Annotated in this window: 14 protein-coding genes; 7 read left to right on the top strand and 7 right to left on the bottom strand. The window is 67.3% G+C overall.

Translation table 11 applies throughout. The annotated features are described in order from the left end of the window. The first annotated feature begins 7 nt into the window (after positions 1-7). Positions 8-1,675 carry a 2-succinyl-5-enolpyruvyl-6-hydroxy-3-cyclohexene-1-carboxylic-acid synthase gene (gene menD / locus ACP4XC_RS18905; RefSeq protein ID WP_427175162.1) on the top strand — a complete coding sequence of 556 codons (1,668 nt, stop codon included), beginning with the start codon at positions 8-10 and terminating at the stop codon, positions 1,673-1,675. Between the two features lie 107 nt (positions 1,676-1,782). Here menD and ACP4XC_RS18900 read toward each other — a convergent pair whose 3' ends face one another. After that, positions 1,783-1,920, bottom strand: coding sequence for a hypothetical protein (locus tag ACP4XC_RS18900; RefSeq protein WP_427172245.1), 138 nt, complete (start codon positions 1,918-1,920; stop codon positions 1,783-1,785). Between ACP4XC_RS18900 and ACP4XC_RS18895 the strand changes: the two genes are divergently transcribed. Next, positions 1,919-2,872, top strand: coding sequence for a hypothetical protein (locus ACP4XC_RS18895; RefSeq protein ID WP_427172244.1), 954 nt, complete (start codon positions 1,919-1,921; stop codon positions 2,870-2,872). The two genes, ACP4XC_RS18900 and ACP4XC_RS18895, sit on opposite strands and share 2 nt — an antisense overlap. Before the next feature lie 103 nt (positions 2,873-2,975). Here the strand turns inward: ACP4XC_RS18895 and ACP4XC_RS18890 are convergent, their stop codons facing one another. The 4 genes from ACP4XC_RS18890 to ACP4XC_RS18875 all read right to left on the bottom strand — a co-directional run bounded on the left by ACP4XC_RS18890 (position 2,976) and on the right by ACP4XC_RS18875 (position 7,254). Beyond that, complete coding sequence (locus tag ACP4XC_RS18890) at positions 2,976-3,752, bottom strand: amino acid ABC transporter ATP-binding protein (protein ID WP_427172243.1); 777 nt, start codon at positions 3,750-3,752, stop codon at positions 2,976-2,978. Then, positions 3,749-4,717: an amino acid ABC transporter permease gene (locus ACP4XC_RS18885; RefSeq protein ID WP_427172242.1), complete on the bottom strand. Its 969-nt coding sequence runs from the start codon at positions 4,715-4,717 to the stop codon at positions 3,749-3,751. The genes ACP4XC_RS18890 and ACP4XC_RS18885 overlap by 4 nt, the downstream gene beginning before the upstream one ends. A gap of 35 nt (positions 4,718-4,752) precedes the next feature. Beyond that, positions 4,753-5,709, bottom strand: coding sequence for an ABC transporter substrate-binding protein (locus ACP4XC_RS18880; RefSeq protein ID WP_427172241.1), 957 nt, complete (start codon positions 5,707-5,709; stop codon positions 4,753-4,755). A gap of 168 nt (positions 5,710-5,877) precedes the next feature. Next, positions 5,878-7,254: an isochorismate synthase gene (locus ACP4XC_RS18875; RefSeq protein WP_427172240.1), complete on the bottom strand. Its 1,377-nt coding sequence runs from the start codon at positions 7,252-7,254 to the stop codon at positions 5,878-5,880. Positions 7,255-7,341: 87 nt separating this feature from the next. On the opposite strand from ACP4XC_RS18875, the gene ACP4XC_RS18870 reads away from it, so the two are divergent. The 4 genes from ACP4XC_RS18870 to ACP4XC_RS18855 all read left to right on the top strand — a co-directional run bounded on the left by ACP4XC_RS18870 (position 7,342) and on the right by ACP4XC_RS18855 (position 11,845). Next, positions 7,342-8,115 (top strand): demethylmenaquinone methyltransferase, encoded by a 774-nt coding sequence (locus ACP4XC_RS18870; RefSeq protein WP_427175161.1) that lies wholly within the window; start codon positions 7,342-7,344, stop codon positions 8,113-8,115. 12 nt (positions 8,116-8,127) lie between these two features. Beyond that, a complete protein-coding gene (locus ACP4XC_RS18865; protein WP_427172239.1) occupies positions 8,128-9,462 on the top strand; it encodes a geranylgeranyl reductase family protein in 1,335 nt (444 codons plus the stop codon). Between the two features lie 9 nt (positions 9,463-9,471). Then, positions 9,472-10,575: a polyprenyl synthetase family protein gene (locus ACP4XC_RS18860; RefSeq protein WP_427172238.1), complete on the top strand. Its 1,104-nt coding sequence runs from the start codon at positions 9,472-9,474 to the stop codon at positions 10,573-10,575. Between the two features lie 430 nt (positions 10,576-11,005). After that, positions 11,006-11,845: a type IV toxin-antitoxin system AbiEi family antitoxin domain-containing protein gene (locus tag ACP4XC_RS18855; protein ID WP_427172237.1), complete on the top strand. Its 840-nt coding sequence runs from the start codon at positions 11,006-11,008 to the stop codon at positions 11,843-11,845. A gap of 156 nt (positions 11,846-12,001) precedes the next feature. On the opposite strand, the gene ACP4XC_RS18850 is transcribed toward ACP4XC_RS18855, so the two are convergent. Next, positions 12,002-12,427, bottom strand: coding sequence for a hypothetical protein (locus ACP4XC_RS18850; protein WP_427172236.1), 426 nt, complete (start codon positions 12,425-12,427; stop codon positions 12,002-12,004). A 14-nt stretch (positions 12,428-12,441) separates the two neighbouring features. Further along, positions 12,442-13,113 carry a trimeric intracellular cation channel family protein gene (locus tag ACP4XC_RS18845; protein WP_427172234.1) on the bottom strand — a complete coding sequence of 224 codons (672 nt, stop codon included), beginning with the start codon at positions 13,111-13,113 and terminating at the stop codon, positions 12,442-12,444. 60 nt (positions 13,114-13,173) lie between these two features. On the opposite strand from ACP4XC_RS18845, the gene ACP4XC_RS18840 reads away from it, so the two are divergent. Next, a complete protein-coding gene (locus ACP4XC_RS18840; RefSeq protein WP_427172233.1) occupies positions 13,174-14,196 on the top strand; it encodes a CbiX/SirB N-terminal domain-containing protein in 1,023 nt (340 codons plus the stop codon). The last annotated feature ends 6 nt before the right edge of the window (positions 14,197-14,202 follow it).

Below are 14,202 nucleotides of genomic sequence, written 5' to 3'. Positions count from 1 at the left end.
CGCCCGCATGGCGGTGTCCGCGCTGCTCGCCGGCGGTGTGCGTTACGTGGTGGTGTCGCCGGGGTCCCGGTCGGCGCCGATGGCCTACGCCCTTGCCGAGGCCGACGCCGCCGGTCGAGTGGAACTCCTGGTCCGGATCGACGAGCGCTCGGCGGGGTTCACCGCCCTCGGCCTGGCCTTGTCCACGGGTGCGCCTGCCGCCGTCCTCACTACCTCGGGCACCGCAGTGGGGAATCTTCTGCCGGCCGTAATGGAGGCCAACCACGCCGCCGTGCCGCTCATGGTGATTTCGGCGGACCGTCCCGAGGAACTCCGGGGGACCGGGGCCAACCAGACCACCACCCAACTCGACTTGTTCGGCGACCACGTGCGGTTCGCCGTCGACGTCCCCGCCGGCCGTGACCCGCGGCGCGCCGTGGAGACCGCCCTCAGTGCGGCCACGGGCGTCTTCGACGACGTAGCGCCCGGACCTGTGCAGCTGAACCTCGCCTTCCGGGATCCGCTGGTCCCGGCCCGCGAGGACCACTTGCCCGCCGTATCCGGCCGTGGTGTTTACCGGGTTGGCCGCGGCCCCCTGGCGCTTGACTTCCCGGCCGCCCCGGCCCATCTTCGGGAGCGGCGAACGGTGGTGCTGGCGGGGCACGACGCCGGACCCGTCGCCGAAGCCTTCGCCCGGGCCCATGGACTGCCGCTGCTGGCCGAACCGTCCTCCAACGCCCGGTTCGGACCCAACGCCGTGGGCCCGTACCGGCTGCTGCTGGAACACTTCGGTGCAGGATCCGCGCTGCCGATCGAACGCGTGGTGCTGTTTGGCCGGCCTACCCTCTCCCGGCCCGTGTCGGCGCTGCTGGCCCGCGCCGACGTCCCCGCAGCCCTGTACCAACCCGTCCCCGTGGCCTGGTATGAGCCCGGCCGCCGGACCGAACTGCCGCTGGATAACCTCGCGGACCTTGCCGAATTCGCTGGGCGGGGCTCCGCCACCTGGCTGGATGCCTGGCTGCTTGCCGGTGCCGCGGCCCAACATTCCCTGGACCAGGTCCTGGCAAGTTCAGCTGCCGCCACTGGACCCGCCGTAGGCGCGCTGGTGTGGAAGCATTCCCGCGGGCAGCTAATGCTCGGGTCCTCCAACGGGATCCGCGACGTGGACCTCGCCGGGGAGCCCGCGCCGGAGCCGCACGCCACCGTGTTCGCCAACCGTGGCCTGGCCGGGATCGACGGCACCCTCTCCACGGCCACCGGAATCGCGTTGGGCGGCCGGCAGGAGACCACGCTGCTGGTGGGCGACGTGACCTTCCTGCACGACGCTGGCGGCCTCCTCCTCGGCTCCGGCGAACCAGACCCGCTGCTGCGGATCGTGGTGCTGAACGATTCCGGGGGAGCCATCTTCAACCTCCTCGAGCACGGCGCCGTGCAGGAGAGCGGGGCCTACGGCAACGCCGTCGAGCGGCTCTTCGGCACCCCCCACACCGTGGACATCTCGGCACTCGCCGCGGCCTACGGCGTCGAACACCACGCGGTCAGCACGACGGCGGAACTCGCCGCGGCGCTCACCTCACCCCGTGAGGGACGGAGCATCATCGAGGTCCGCACCGACCGGCAGGGACTCAGGGAGTTGCACGCCCGCATCCGGGCCGCGGTCGGAGCTGCGGTGGCCGGAGCGCCTGCGGCGGAGTAGCCCGGCCCGTGCCCTGGGTGGTGGCTTGGCGACGCGCACCCTGCCCTGCGACGCGCGCTGTGCTTGGCGACGCGCACCCTGCCCTGCGACGCGCAAATGCCCTGTCGCTAGGGGAATTCCAGCAGCGCCGGGTAATTTGCGCGTCGCGAGGTGATGTGGGCGTCGGGCGAATGCCGCCTCTGATTGTCCACATGGCCGCGGCGCGGCATCGCGATGCTGTCCGCGGACTGGGATCTTGGTTCCATGAAGGAGTTGCCCAGACTGATACTGGCCCGTGAGCACGTCCAGCTGGGCCTGACGCCGAAACAGCTTGCCGGCAGGTGCAACTCGGGAGCGCTGGTCCGTGTCCGGCACGGTGTGTATGTTGACGGGGCATCCTGGCAGGCGCTCGAAGAGTGGGAGCAGTACCGCGTGCGGGTCAGTGCCGCGGCCCAGGCGTTGATGGCCCCGACGGTGTTCGCCCGTCACTCCGCGGCGTCCGTCTGGAGAATTCCGACCATCGGCCGCCGCCATCCTGTCTATGCCCTGACCATGAGGAATGACGGCGGCCGCTCGCGTGCCGGGATCAAGAGGCACTACGCCTCCCCGGCCGGGTTGGAGGTTGTCCGGCGCGAAGGGCTGCTGGTTACCGGACGGGTGCGGACCGTGCTGGACCTCGCGGCGTTCACGACGTTCGCCGAGGCAGTGGTGCCGGTGGACCATGTGCTCAGGGCGGACCGGGCGCAGGGCCTGCCTGCGCTCACAAAGGAGACGCTCCTGGCGGGGATCGACGGCAACTACACCGCGGCCGCGGCACGGCGGATCCGGGTGGCCGTGGAGTTCGCCGACGCGCGTTCCGGCTCGGCGGGCGAATCGTACGGCCGGGCACTGATGTGGATAGCCGGATTCGAATCGCCGGCGCTTCAGTACGAAATGCGGGACCACTCCGGGCTCGTGGGCTACACGGACTACTACTGGGATGGTGCCCGGGTGGCGGGGGAGTTCGACGGCGTCGTGAAGTACCTGAAGCCCGAGTACCTTCGGGGCCGGACGCCCTCGCAGGCCGTCGTCGACGAAAAGCTCAGGGAAGACCGCATCAGGGCCTCCGGGATCGGAGTTGTCCGCTGGGTCTGGGACGAGCTGAGGGCCGATGGACAACTTGAGCGCAAGCTTGCCGCGGCTGGTGTGCCCCGCCGTCGTGCCCGCTCCGCGCAGTGACCAGGACGCGCAATCTGCCCTGCGACGCGCAAATGCCCCGCCGCTACCGGAATTCCAGCAGCGACGGGGCATTTGCGCGTCGACAGGCGATCTGAGCGTCGGGCTACAGCACCCGGCTCAGGAACTCCTTGGTGCGGACGTGCTGCGGGTTGCTGAGGATCTCGCGGGGGTCGCCGGACTCCACCACAACACCGCCGTCCATAAACGTCAGCCGGTCGCCCACTTCGCGGGCAAAGCCGATCTCGTGGGTCACCACAATCATGGTCATGCCGGACTTGGCGAGGTCCTTCATCACGTTCAGGACGTCGCCCACCAGCTCAGGGTCCAGCGCGGAGGTTGGCTCATCGAACAGCATGAGCTCCGGGTCCATGGCCAGGGCGCGCGCAATGGCCACACGCTGCTGCTGGCCACCGGAAAGCTGCGAGGGGTAGTGCCCGGCACGCTCCGCCAGGCCCACCCGGTCCAGCAGCTCGAGGGCCCGCTTCTTGGCAACCTCCCGCGACTGGCCCTTGACCTGCACGGGAGCTTCCATGATGTTCTGCAGGGCGGTCTTGTGCGGGAACAGGTTGAAGCGCTGGAACACCATGCCGATCTCGCGGCGCTGGGCGGCAATCTCCTTGGTCTTGAGGTCGTGGAGCCTGCCGTTGACCTCGCGGTAGCCGATCAGCTGGTCGCCCACGGAAATGCGTCCGGCGCTGATGGTTTCCAGCAGGTTCACGCAGCGCAGCATGGTGGATTTGCCCGAACCCGAGGGCCCGATCACCACGGACACCTCGCCCGGATTGACCGTCAGGTCGATGCCGCGCAGCACGTGGTGGTGGCCGTAGAACTTGTGGAGGCCTTCAATCCGCACCAGCGGTTTTACAGTGGTGATGGTCATTTTGCCTCCTCCTCGGGAAAGTCCATCTTGAGTGCCGGCTCAGCCTCGGCGCTCGGGGCGACGGCGGACGCAGCCTTGGCGGCCGCCGGGTTGACGGCGGCCGGGGCCAGGTTGTCCACGCCCTTGCCGTAGTAGGCCTCGATGAAGTGCTGGCCCACCATCAACAGGCTGGTGATGACGAGGTACCAGATGGCTGCCACGATGAGCAGCGGCACCGGAAGGTACGTCCGGTTGGCCAGCGTGTTCGTGGCGAACGTCAGGTCCAGGGTGAACGGGACGGCCAGGACCAGGGAAGTGGTCTTGAGCATGCCGATGGTCTCGTTGCCGGTAGGCGGCACGATCACCCGCATGGCCTGCGGCAAGATGATCCGCCACATGATCTTGGTTTTGCCCATGCCCAACGCCTCGGCGGCTTCCATCTGGCCGCGGTCCACGGACTTCAGGCCCGCCCGGAAAATTTCCGCCAGGTAGGCGGACTCATTCAGGCCGAGGCCCAGGATGGCCGCAGCGGTGGCGGTGATCACCGTGCTGGTGTCCACGCTTAACAACTCGGGGCCGAACGGGACGCCCGCGCTGATCTTGGGGTACAGGACCGAGATCAGGCCCCAGAAGATCAACTGCGTGTACACGGGGGTGCCGCGGAAGAACCACACCCACGCCCAGCTGGACCAGCGGAACACGGGGTTGTCCGACTGGCGCATGAACGCCAGCAGGATGGCAAGGACAATGGCCAGGGCCATCGAGGCGACGGTCAGCAGCAGCGTCCACCCCACACCCTGGACCACCTTGACGTCCATGATGTAGGTGCCGACGATGTCCCAGCGGAAGTTGGGGTTGGTGACCAGGCTCTGCAGGAAGAGCGCCAGCACGCCGAGGATCAGCAGGGCGCTGATCCACCGGCCCGGGTGGCGCACCGGCACGGCCTTGTTCAGCACCACTGCCGGCTGGTTTGTCTGATGGTCCATCTGCGTGCCTGACTTGCGGTCGGTGACGTGAAGACTCAAGATCCGGCCGCCGGGTTGATCTCGGACTTGGTGATCGCACCCTCAGCGTTGCCCCAGCCTTCGAGGATCTTCTTGTAGGAGCCGTTTTCGATCAGCTTGTTGACCGTCTTCTGGATAACGTCGGCCAGCGCGGTGTCGGACTTGGCCACGGCGATGCCCTGCGGGGCGGCGTCGTACACATCGCCGAGCTTTTCAAGCTGGCCGTTGGTCTGGGTCAGGGCGTAGCCGATGATCGGGGAGTCGGCTGCCATGGCGTCGATGCTGCCGTTGACCAGGCGCGTGGTGACGTCCGTCTGGTTCTTGAGCGTGACGATGTTGATGGGCTGCTTCCCGTCCGCGGTGCACTTCTTGTTGCGGCCGGAGAGGTCGGGGTCTTCCTGGACGGTGCCGGTCTGCACACCAATGGACTTGCCGCAGACGTCATCCAGGGAGAACTTCTTCGGGTTGCCCTTCTGGACGGCCCAGGCGGTGCCTGCGTTGAAGTAGCTCACCATGTTCACGGCGCTGAGGCGCTCCTTGTTGATGGTGAAGGAGGAGATGCCGAGGTCATACTTGGGGCCGAGCGCGGGAAGGATGCCCGTGAATTCGGCAGTCTGCACCTGGACCTTCAGGCCCAGCGTGGCACCGATCGCCTTGGCGATGTCGACGTCGTAACCCACCGGAGTCTGTCCGTCCGGGCCGAGGAATTCGGCGGGGGCGTAGGTGGTGTCCGAGCCCACGGTGAGGGTGCCTTTGGACTTGATCGCGGACGGAACCATGGCGGCCAGGGCGTCGTCCTTCTGGACGGTGGCAGGATCAAAGCTGGCCTTGGCACTACCGGACGGCGAGGCCGTCCCGCCCGAGGTGCCGGTTTGCGAGGCGTTGGTGCAGGCCGAGAGGGCCAGTGCGCCAATGGCGAGAACGGTGGCGGCCTTCAGCTTGGAGCTGCCCAGAAGAGTACGGGAAATCTGCATTTTCTTACCTTTTGTTGCAGGAGGGATGCGAAACAAGTCGGTTCATAGTGTATCGCCGAACACGAGATGTACGTCACAGAAAACTTAGTTTCACTATTGGATAACTAATTCGGGGTGGAACGCAAGACTTTTCCGGCGTGGAGTGTCTGCAATCCCGGAATCGGGGCTTCAGCTTTTGATGCCGAGGGATTCGAGCATCGGCCGGAACTTGGCCCAGGTCTCGGCCAGTTCGGCTTCCGGATGTGAACCTTCCACGATCCCGCAGCCGGCGTAAAGCCGAACGGTATCCGGGGCCTCGATCACGGCGCCCCGGAGGGCGATGCCCCATTCGCCGTTTCCTGCCGCGTCGAGCCAGCCCACGGGCCCGGCGTAGGGTCCGCGGTCCATGTGCTCGAGCTTGCGGATGAGCGCGCCTGCCACGGAGGTGGGTGTCCCGCACACCGCGGCGGTGGGGTGGAGCGCGTTGATCAGGGCCAGGCAGGTGGGCACGTGGCCCTCGACCTCGGTGAGCTCGGCCTTCACGTCGGAGGCCAGATGCCACACATTGGGCAGCTCGAGGATGAAGGGTTCGCTGTGCGCGTTCATGGCCTCGGAGAACGGGGCCAGCTGGGTGGTGAGTGACTGGATGGCGATCTCGTGTTCATGCCGCTGTTTCTCGGAGCCGGCCAGCACGCGTTCGGCGAATTCCAGCGGCGAGCCCGCCATTCCGTCGGCGTCCCGGCGGTCTAGGGTTCCGGCCAGCACGCGTGCCTGGGCGGTACGGCCCTCCACCTGGATCAGCATCTCGGGAGTGGAGCCCACCAGGCCGTCAACGCCATAGGTCCAGCATTCGCGATACCGGACAGCCAGTTGGCGGAGGATCTCGGCGGCATTCACGCCGTCCGGGAGGGTGGCCACGATGTCCCTGGCCAACACGAGTTTTTCCAGTTTCCCGGTCCGGATCTCTGCGACGCCCGCCGACACCGCGGCCATCCAGTCCTGTTCGCTGAGGGAGCCGGTTTCAAGTTTAGGTACGACGTCGGCAACCGGTTCCACGGTCATGCCGCCGCCGGGACGGTCGCCAACGGACAGCACGGCTCCGGAGGCGTCGGCAGCCAGCGCGTCGGCATCCTCGGCGCCGCTCAACCAGCGCTCCAGGGTGGCGAGGGCGCCCGCCTGGGTGAGTTCGCCGTCGTCGAACGTTAACTGGGTGAGCCAGGACCGGCCGTCCCGGACGCCCACCACTATCTCGGGGACGATCAGGCGGGACCGGTGGGTGGACACCTTCGAGAAGGCGAAGGACCCGAATGCCACCGGGCCGGTGCCCGGACATCGCACGGAGTCGGTCACGTCCGCTTCCAGGACCAGGTGCCGCCACCAGATATCGGCCTCGAGGAAACGCTCCGGGCCCGTGGCGGTGAACCGTGCCACCTCGCCGAAGCCCACCAGACCGGCCTCGCGGCGGGTCCAGCAAAGGACATCGTCCCGGACCAGAAACGACGGCAGCCCCCCGGGGAATGTTTCTGCATCCAGGGGGACTGTCAAGGTACGGAACGCGCTCGTCATGATGAGACAACAGTACTCCCGAGTACTTCGCCGCGCGGCGTGGAGGCGTGGTTCGTGGGTCCGGCCAACATTTGAGACAATGACATGGTGAACCGAGCATCCTTGGATAAGCGTCCGGACGAAGTAGCCACAATGTTTGACGACGTGGCCCCCAAATACGACGTCGTGAACGACGTCCTGTCCATGGGACAGACGCGCCGCTGGCGCCGGGTGGTCTTCGAGGCCATGGACGTGAAGCCGGGCCAGCGGGTGCTTGATCTTGCCGCGGGAACCGGCACATCCAGCGAGCCGTATGCCGATGCCGGCATAAACGTGATCGCCTGCGACTTCTCCCTCGGCATGCTCAAGGTAGGCAAGCGCCGCCGCCCGGACATTGACTTTATTGCCGGCGACGCCACCCGTCTGCCCTTCGCGGACAACTCGTTTGACGCGGTCACCATCTCCTTCGGACTGCGCAACGTCAACGAGCCGAAGAAGGCCCTGGCCGAGATGCTGCGCGTCACCAAGCCCGGCGGCAAAATCGTCATCGCCGAGTTCTCCCAGCCCGTTGTTCCCCTGTGGCGGACCATGTACACCGAATACCTCATGCGCGCCCTGCCGGCCATCGCGGTCAAGGTCTCCTCCAACCCGGACGCCTACGTCTACCTCGCCGAGTCCATCCGCGCGTGGCCGGACCAGGACCACCTCGCCGCCTGGCTGAAGGAAACCGGCTGGGAGAAGGTGACCTACCGCAACCTCAGCGGCGGAATAGTCGCCGTCCACCGCGCCCACAAGCCCGTCAACGGCAACGCAGCCGCCCTGGCCGCCCACACCGGCCCGGTAGCCAAGCTGCGCCGCAACATCACGCGGCCCGCGGGTTAGCCGAAGGCAGCCGTGAAAGTACTGATCGTAGGGGCCGGTCCCGCGGGGTCCACCGCCGCCTACTACCTCGCCAAGGCCGGCATCGAGGTCACAGTGCTCGAGAAAACCAGCTTCCCGCGCGAGAAAGTCTGCGGGGACGGCCTCACCCCGCGGGCCGTCCGCGAGATCCAAAAGCTCGGCCTGCCGCACCCGGAGGAGAGCGGCTGGCGGCGCAACAAGGGCCTACGGCTCATTGCCGGCGGCCGCACCATCGAGCTTCCCTGGCCCGAAGTGGCCGATTTTCCCACCTACGGCCTGATCCGCACCCGGCTGGGCTTCGACGAGGAACTGGCCCGGCACGCGGAATCCGCCGGCGCCGTCCTGCTGGAACGGCACAGCGTCTCCGAGGCGTCGCGCTCAGCGGACGGCCGCGTCATCGGCGCGCGCGCCGCACTGCTTGACGAGTCCGGACGCAAGACGGGCGAGACGCGCGACTTCCATGCCGACGTCGTGCTGGCCGCGGACGGAAACTCGTCCCGCGCCGCCGTGTCCACGGGCATCAACAAACGCGACGACCGCCCCTTGGGCGTGGCCGTGCGCACCTACTTCACCAGCCCCCGCCACGACGACGACTGGATGGAGGGCTGGCTGGAACTCCCCGGCCGCAACGGTGAACTGCTCCCAGGCTACGGCTGGGTGTTCGGCGTGGGCGACGGAACCTCCAATGTGGGCCTGGGCATCCTGAACTCCTCCAAGGAATTCGGCAAGCTGGACTACAAGCAGGTCCTGCGCGAATGGACCGCCGGGATGCCCGCCGAGTGGGGATTCACCCCCGAAAACCAGGTGGGCGAGATCCGCGGCGCCGCGCTGCCCATGGGATTCAACCGCACGCCGCACTACTACCCGGGCATGCTGCTGCTGGGCGACGCCGGCGGGATGGTGTCCCCGTTCAACGGCGAAGGCATCTCCTACGCCATGGAATCCGCCCGCTTTGCGGCCGAATTCATCATCGACGCCGCGACCTGGAAGAGGTCGTACGCCCGGTGGACCACGGACGACGCCGACCTCCACTTCAAGGGGTACGCGGACTACGTGCGGGGCCAGTGGGGGAGCCACTTCACCCTGGGCCGCGCCTTCGCCTCCGTGATCGGCAAGCCGTCCGTCATGAAACTCGCGCTGCGGACGGGCATGCCGCTCCCGGCCCTGATGCGCTTTGTGGTCCGCCTGATGGCAAACGTTACTGATCCGTCCGCTATGGGATTTGAGGACAGGGTGATCCGGCTCCTGGAGGCACTGGTGCCTGCAACGTCCAACACCTCCCTGTCCCCGTCCAGCTACACAACCGCGGCTTCCGCAACAAAAAGTTAGGGTTAACCCGTGACCAACTCTGCAAGACACAGCTGGACCCACGCCGGGCACGGCCTGCCGGTCTCCAACGAGCCCGACCTGAATACCACGGCCATCGCCACGGGCCTCCAGCTTCCGGCAGGTTTCGCGGCCATTGCCGAGGACCCGGAGCTGGGCCCGGCCATCACCACCAACCTGGCCCGCGTGGAAAAGAAGCTCCGCGAAGCGATCGCCAACTCCGACCCCCTGGCTGATGCAACGTCGCGTCACCTCGTGGAAGCAGGCGGCAAGCGCATCCGCCCGCTGCTGGCGCTGCTGTGCGCCCACCTCGGTGATGCCTCCCGTCCCGCCGTGGTGCAGGCCGCCGTGGTGGTTGAGCTGACCCACCTCGCCACGCTGTACCACGACGACGTGATGGACTCCGCTCCGTTCCGCCGGGGCGCCCCCACCGCGCACGAGGTCTGGGGCAACTCCGTGGCCGTCCTCACCGGCGACCTGATCTTCGCCCGTGCATCCATCCTGGTCTCCGAACTCGGGTCCCGCGCGCTGGGCATCCAGGCCCGCACCTTCGAACGGCTGTGCCTCGGCCAATTGCACGAGACCGTGGGCCCCCGCCCGGACGAGGACCCCGTGGAGCACTACCTGTCCGTCATCGCGGACAAGACCGGCTCCCTGGTGGCTGCCTCCGGCCAGCTCGGTGCGATCTTCTCGGGCGCCGACGAAGCCTACGAGTCCCTCCTGGTGGAGTACGGCGAGAAAATCGGCGTCGCGTTCCAGCTGGCGGACGACGTCATTGACGTCACCGGCATCAAGGTCAAGTCCGGCAAGTCGCCCGGCACCGACCTCCGCGAAGGCGTGCCCACCCTCCCCGTGCTGCTCCTGCGCAACGCCGCCGCCGAGGGCGACGCCTCCGCCGTCGAGCTCCTGAAACTGATCGACGGCGACCTCTCCTCGGACGAGGCCCTCGCCGCCGCCGTGGCAGGCCTGCGCGAGCACCCCGTCACCGCCGAATCCTGGGTTGTTGCCCGTGCGTGGGCCGACGAAGCCATTGCCGCGCTGGCCCCGCTGCCCGAGGGAGTGGTGAAGGCGTCCTTGACCAGCTTCGCCCGGGCCGTGGTGGACCGCGCCAGCTAGGCGTACCGCCGGAGACCGGGTGGCCGGGCTGGCACGTGCCTCCGGCGCCGCCGGGCAATCAGCGTGGCCCCTTACTCCCGCTCAAACGTAATGGCCCCGGTTCTTAGCAGCAATACGAATCAATCGCTGCAGTGAACCGGGGCCATTTCTCCCGTTCGCATCAGATCCACCGGAGGCAATTAGTGGTTCCGTGAATCACTCTATGACAAATTTGTCACTCTGGCTAACTTTCGTGTTAATCGGCGTGTCACAGCTTGCTCGCGGTCCGCTTCCCGTGGCCGGTCCACCGTGGGGCACATTGCGGTGCGGAAGGGGGATGCGGGGCTGCGGGGACGGCGTGTCCGTGTCGAAGTGCCCGGGGACGGCGGGGTTGTCCACATGACACGGCACGGATCTGCCCAAGGCTTCAGCTTCTCGGCACCTTGGGAGGATGGATATCGAGAGCTTCCTCCGTGCGAGGGCCGGCGTTGCCAGGACATCTGCCTTCCGCCGGGCCGGATGTACCCGCGCTTCCCTCGATAAAGCGCTGGCAGCAGGGCGCATTGTGCGAATCCGGCGGGGCATCTACAGCCTGCCCCGCGAGGCTGGCGCGTACGGGGTGGCGCTGGATCACAACGCGCTGCTGACATGCGTGTCGGCTGCGGCCAGTTACCGGTTGTGGACACTGCATGAGCCGGGTGCCGTGCACCTGAGCCCGGGCCACAAGGCAGCCCCGCCGGGAACGCTCACCCATGGCCGGTGCACCCATCCGCCCCATCCGTGGCTTCCGGTCGCCGGATTGGCCGACGTCCTCATCCATTCGCTGCGCTGCCTGCCCGCGGTGGAGTCCCTGGTCATGGTCCAGTGTGCAGCCCAACGCGGAGATATCACCGTGGAGTTCCTGCGCCGCAAGCTCCCGGGCAACCGCAACGCCCGCGCCCGGGCAGTCCTGGACTGCGTGATCCCTCGGGCGGACTCAGTCCTTGAGGTGCTGGCCAACTTCCATTTCCGGCGGGCGGGGCTGCATGTCCGGCGGCATGTAGAGCTCCCCGGCGTGGGGGAGGTGGACTTCCTGATTGAAGACTGCCTTGTGGTTGAGACCGACGGAAGCTCGCATCTGGAGCCCCGGCAGGTGAGGAAGGATCGGAAGCGGAACAACGCAACCGTCATCGGCGGACGTCTGTGCCTCAGATTCGGCTATGACGACGTCGTCAATCACCCTGAGCGGATGGTGGCCGACGTGATGGCGGTACTGGAGTTGTGCCGGCGCGGAGCCTTCGACTCGCGGTGAGTGTCGCGGGGCGCTGTGCGCGAGACCGGGATGACTGCCGCCGTCGTGGGGCACTTTGGGCGACACGGCCGCGGAAGTCGGCTTAGCTCTCGGCGTGTCCGTGTCGAAGTGCCCCGTTTAGGGCCGGCACCACAAAACCACACGCCCCCGAGGAAGCTAGTCCTCTTCGTCGTTGAAGGCCCACTCGAACATGTCGAACACGAATTCGGAGAACGTGCCTTCTTCGCTCTTCCACTGGCCGCGGGCGTTGTTGCGGCGCCACACGATCGGGTCCGGAACGCCGAGATCGCCCACGCGGAAGCCCCACGTGAATTGTTCCTCCTCGTCCTCGAGGAACATCAGGAAGCCTTCGTCATCGACCTCGAGCTCTTCGGGATCCCAGAAGTAGTGGTAGGCCTCCATGAGGTCCTCGCAGCCGCCCAGCGCCAGGTAGAACTCGCGCAGCACCAGCGGGACCTGGAATTGGTGCTCGGCCAGGGCCTTGTCGAGCTCCTCTTCGGGCAGCCCATCCTCTTCCTGCCATTCGTCTTCGAGATACTTCGGAACGAGCGCGCGGAACTTCTCGAGGAACATGTCAGTCATGGGTCTTATCCTAGCTAATCCCGGGCCTTGTACTCGGACATGTCCAGTCCAAGACGATGCCACCCGCGCACGGCCAGCGGAACATGCCAGGAACGGCGCCAAGCGGTGACGCGGAACGCGAAAACGACCGCCGCGACTGCACTCGCAGTGGCCGGATTAAAAACGCCGGAAACCCACAGAACAGCGGTCAGTGCCGCCCCCGTGAAAGCCGGCAGCGCGTAAAGATCCTTGGGGTCGAACAGCTGCGGCACCTCGTTGGCCGTGATGTCGCGCAGCAGGCCGCCGCCCACCGCAGTCGTGACCCCCAGCAGCACCGCCGCCACGGGATTCATCCCCGCGGAGAGCGCCTTGAGCGTTCCGCTGATGCAGAACAGTGCCAAACCGCCGGCGTCGAACAGAATCAGCAGCGACGTGTAGCGCTGGACGCTGGAAAACAAAAAATAGACCAGCACCGTGGCGAGCAGCGGGGGCGCCACGTAGGCCGGGTTGCTGAAGGCCGCGGGCGGGCCGGTGTTGAGGATGATGTCGCGGATGACGCCGCCGCCCAGGCTGACTACGGATGCGAGGAGGAGGGATCCGATGATGTCGAACTGCTTCCGCGCCGCGAGCAAGGACCCGGACACCGCGAAAAAGAAGACGCCGGCCAGATCCAGCCACACCAGAGCAGCGTCGAAGGAGAAGGTCACAGGGCGTCCCGGTCAATTTGAAGCGGCGGATAGGGCGGCTCCAACGTTACGCTAGCCCCTATGAATAGCCCCATCATGATCGCCTGTGCCCACGGAACGTCCAGTCAGTTGGGCGCCGCGGAGGTCAACGCGCTCCGCGACGGCATTGCCGCGCTGCGGCCGGGACTCGATATCCGCGAAGCCTACGTGGACGTGCAGCAGCCCGACCTCGTGGATGTGGTGGCCGCCCTTCCGTCCGGGCCCCGCGGGGAATCCGCCGTGGTGGTGCCGCTGCTGCTCAGTGTGGGATACCACGTCAAGGTGGACATCGCGCGGGCCGTCAAGAGCCGCCCGGGGTCGCTGGCCGCTGCTCCGCTGGGACCCGATCCGCGCCTGGCCGCGCTGCTTGATCAGCGACTCCGAGAAGCCGGCGTCACGGACAACGACTTCATCGTCCTCGCCGCCGCCGGTTCCTCGGACCCCCGGGCTGCCGTGAGCGTTGAGGAGCTCGTCGATCAACTCAAGGCGCTGCGGTCCAACCGGATTGTGGCCGCCTACGGCGCGTCCGCCAAGCCTTCAGTGCCCGACGCCGTCGCCATGCTCCGCGAGGAGGCCGCCGGCGGTGCCGGCGCGGGGGAGTCCGCCGGGGCAGTGGATATGGGCGGCCGGGTGGTCATTGCTTCGTATCTCCTCGCGCACGGCTTCTTCCACGACCAGCTGTCCAAGGCCGGCGCGGACCTCGTCACCGAGCCGCTGCTGCCTTCCCCGGTGCTTGCCGAGATCGCGCTGGATCGTTATGACGCCGCGCTTGCCGGAGCCAGGGTCCAAGGTGCCGGGGCCGGTGCCGGGGCCGGGGCCGGTGCCGGGGCAGAGGCCGGGGCCCGGGCCCAAGGGGCAGAGGGGGCACCGGCAACTCCGGCGGAAGCTCCGCAGGTACCCCGGCCGGGGGCACAACCGGGACGCCGGCCAGGCGCCGCGCCGGAACCCCAAACGGAACCCCAAACGGAACCCCAAACAGCCGCCCAAACCAACGCCGCGGATGCACAGCCGCGGGGCTTGTTCAAGGCTCTTCGGCGATTCATGACGAAATATTTCCCTAGGTGACCTCGC

The organism is Arthrobacter sp. 92, from assembly GCF_050260325.1.
Lineage (GTDB): Bacteria > Actinomycetota > Actinomycetes > Actinomycetales > Micrococcaceae > Arthrobacter.
This window is presented reverse-complemented; position numbering and strand designations above follow the sequence as displayed.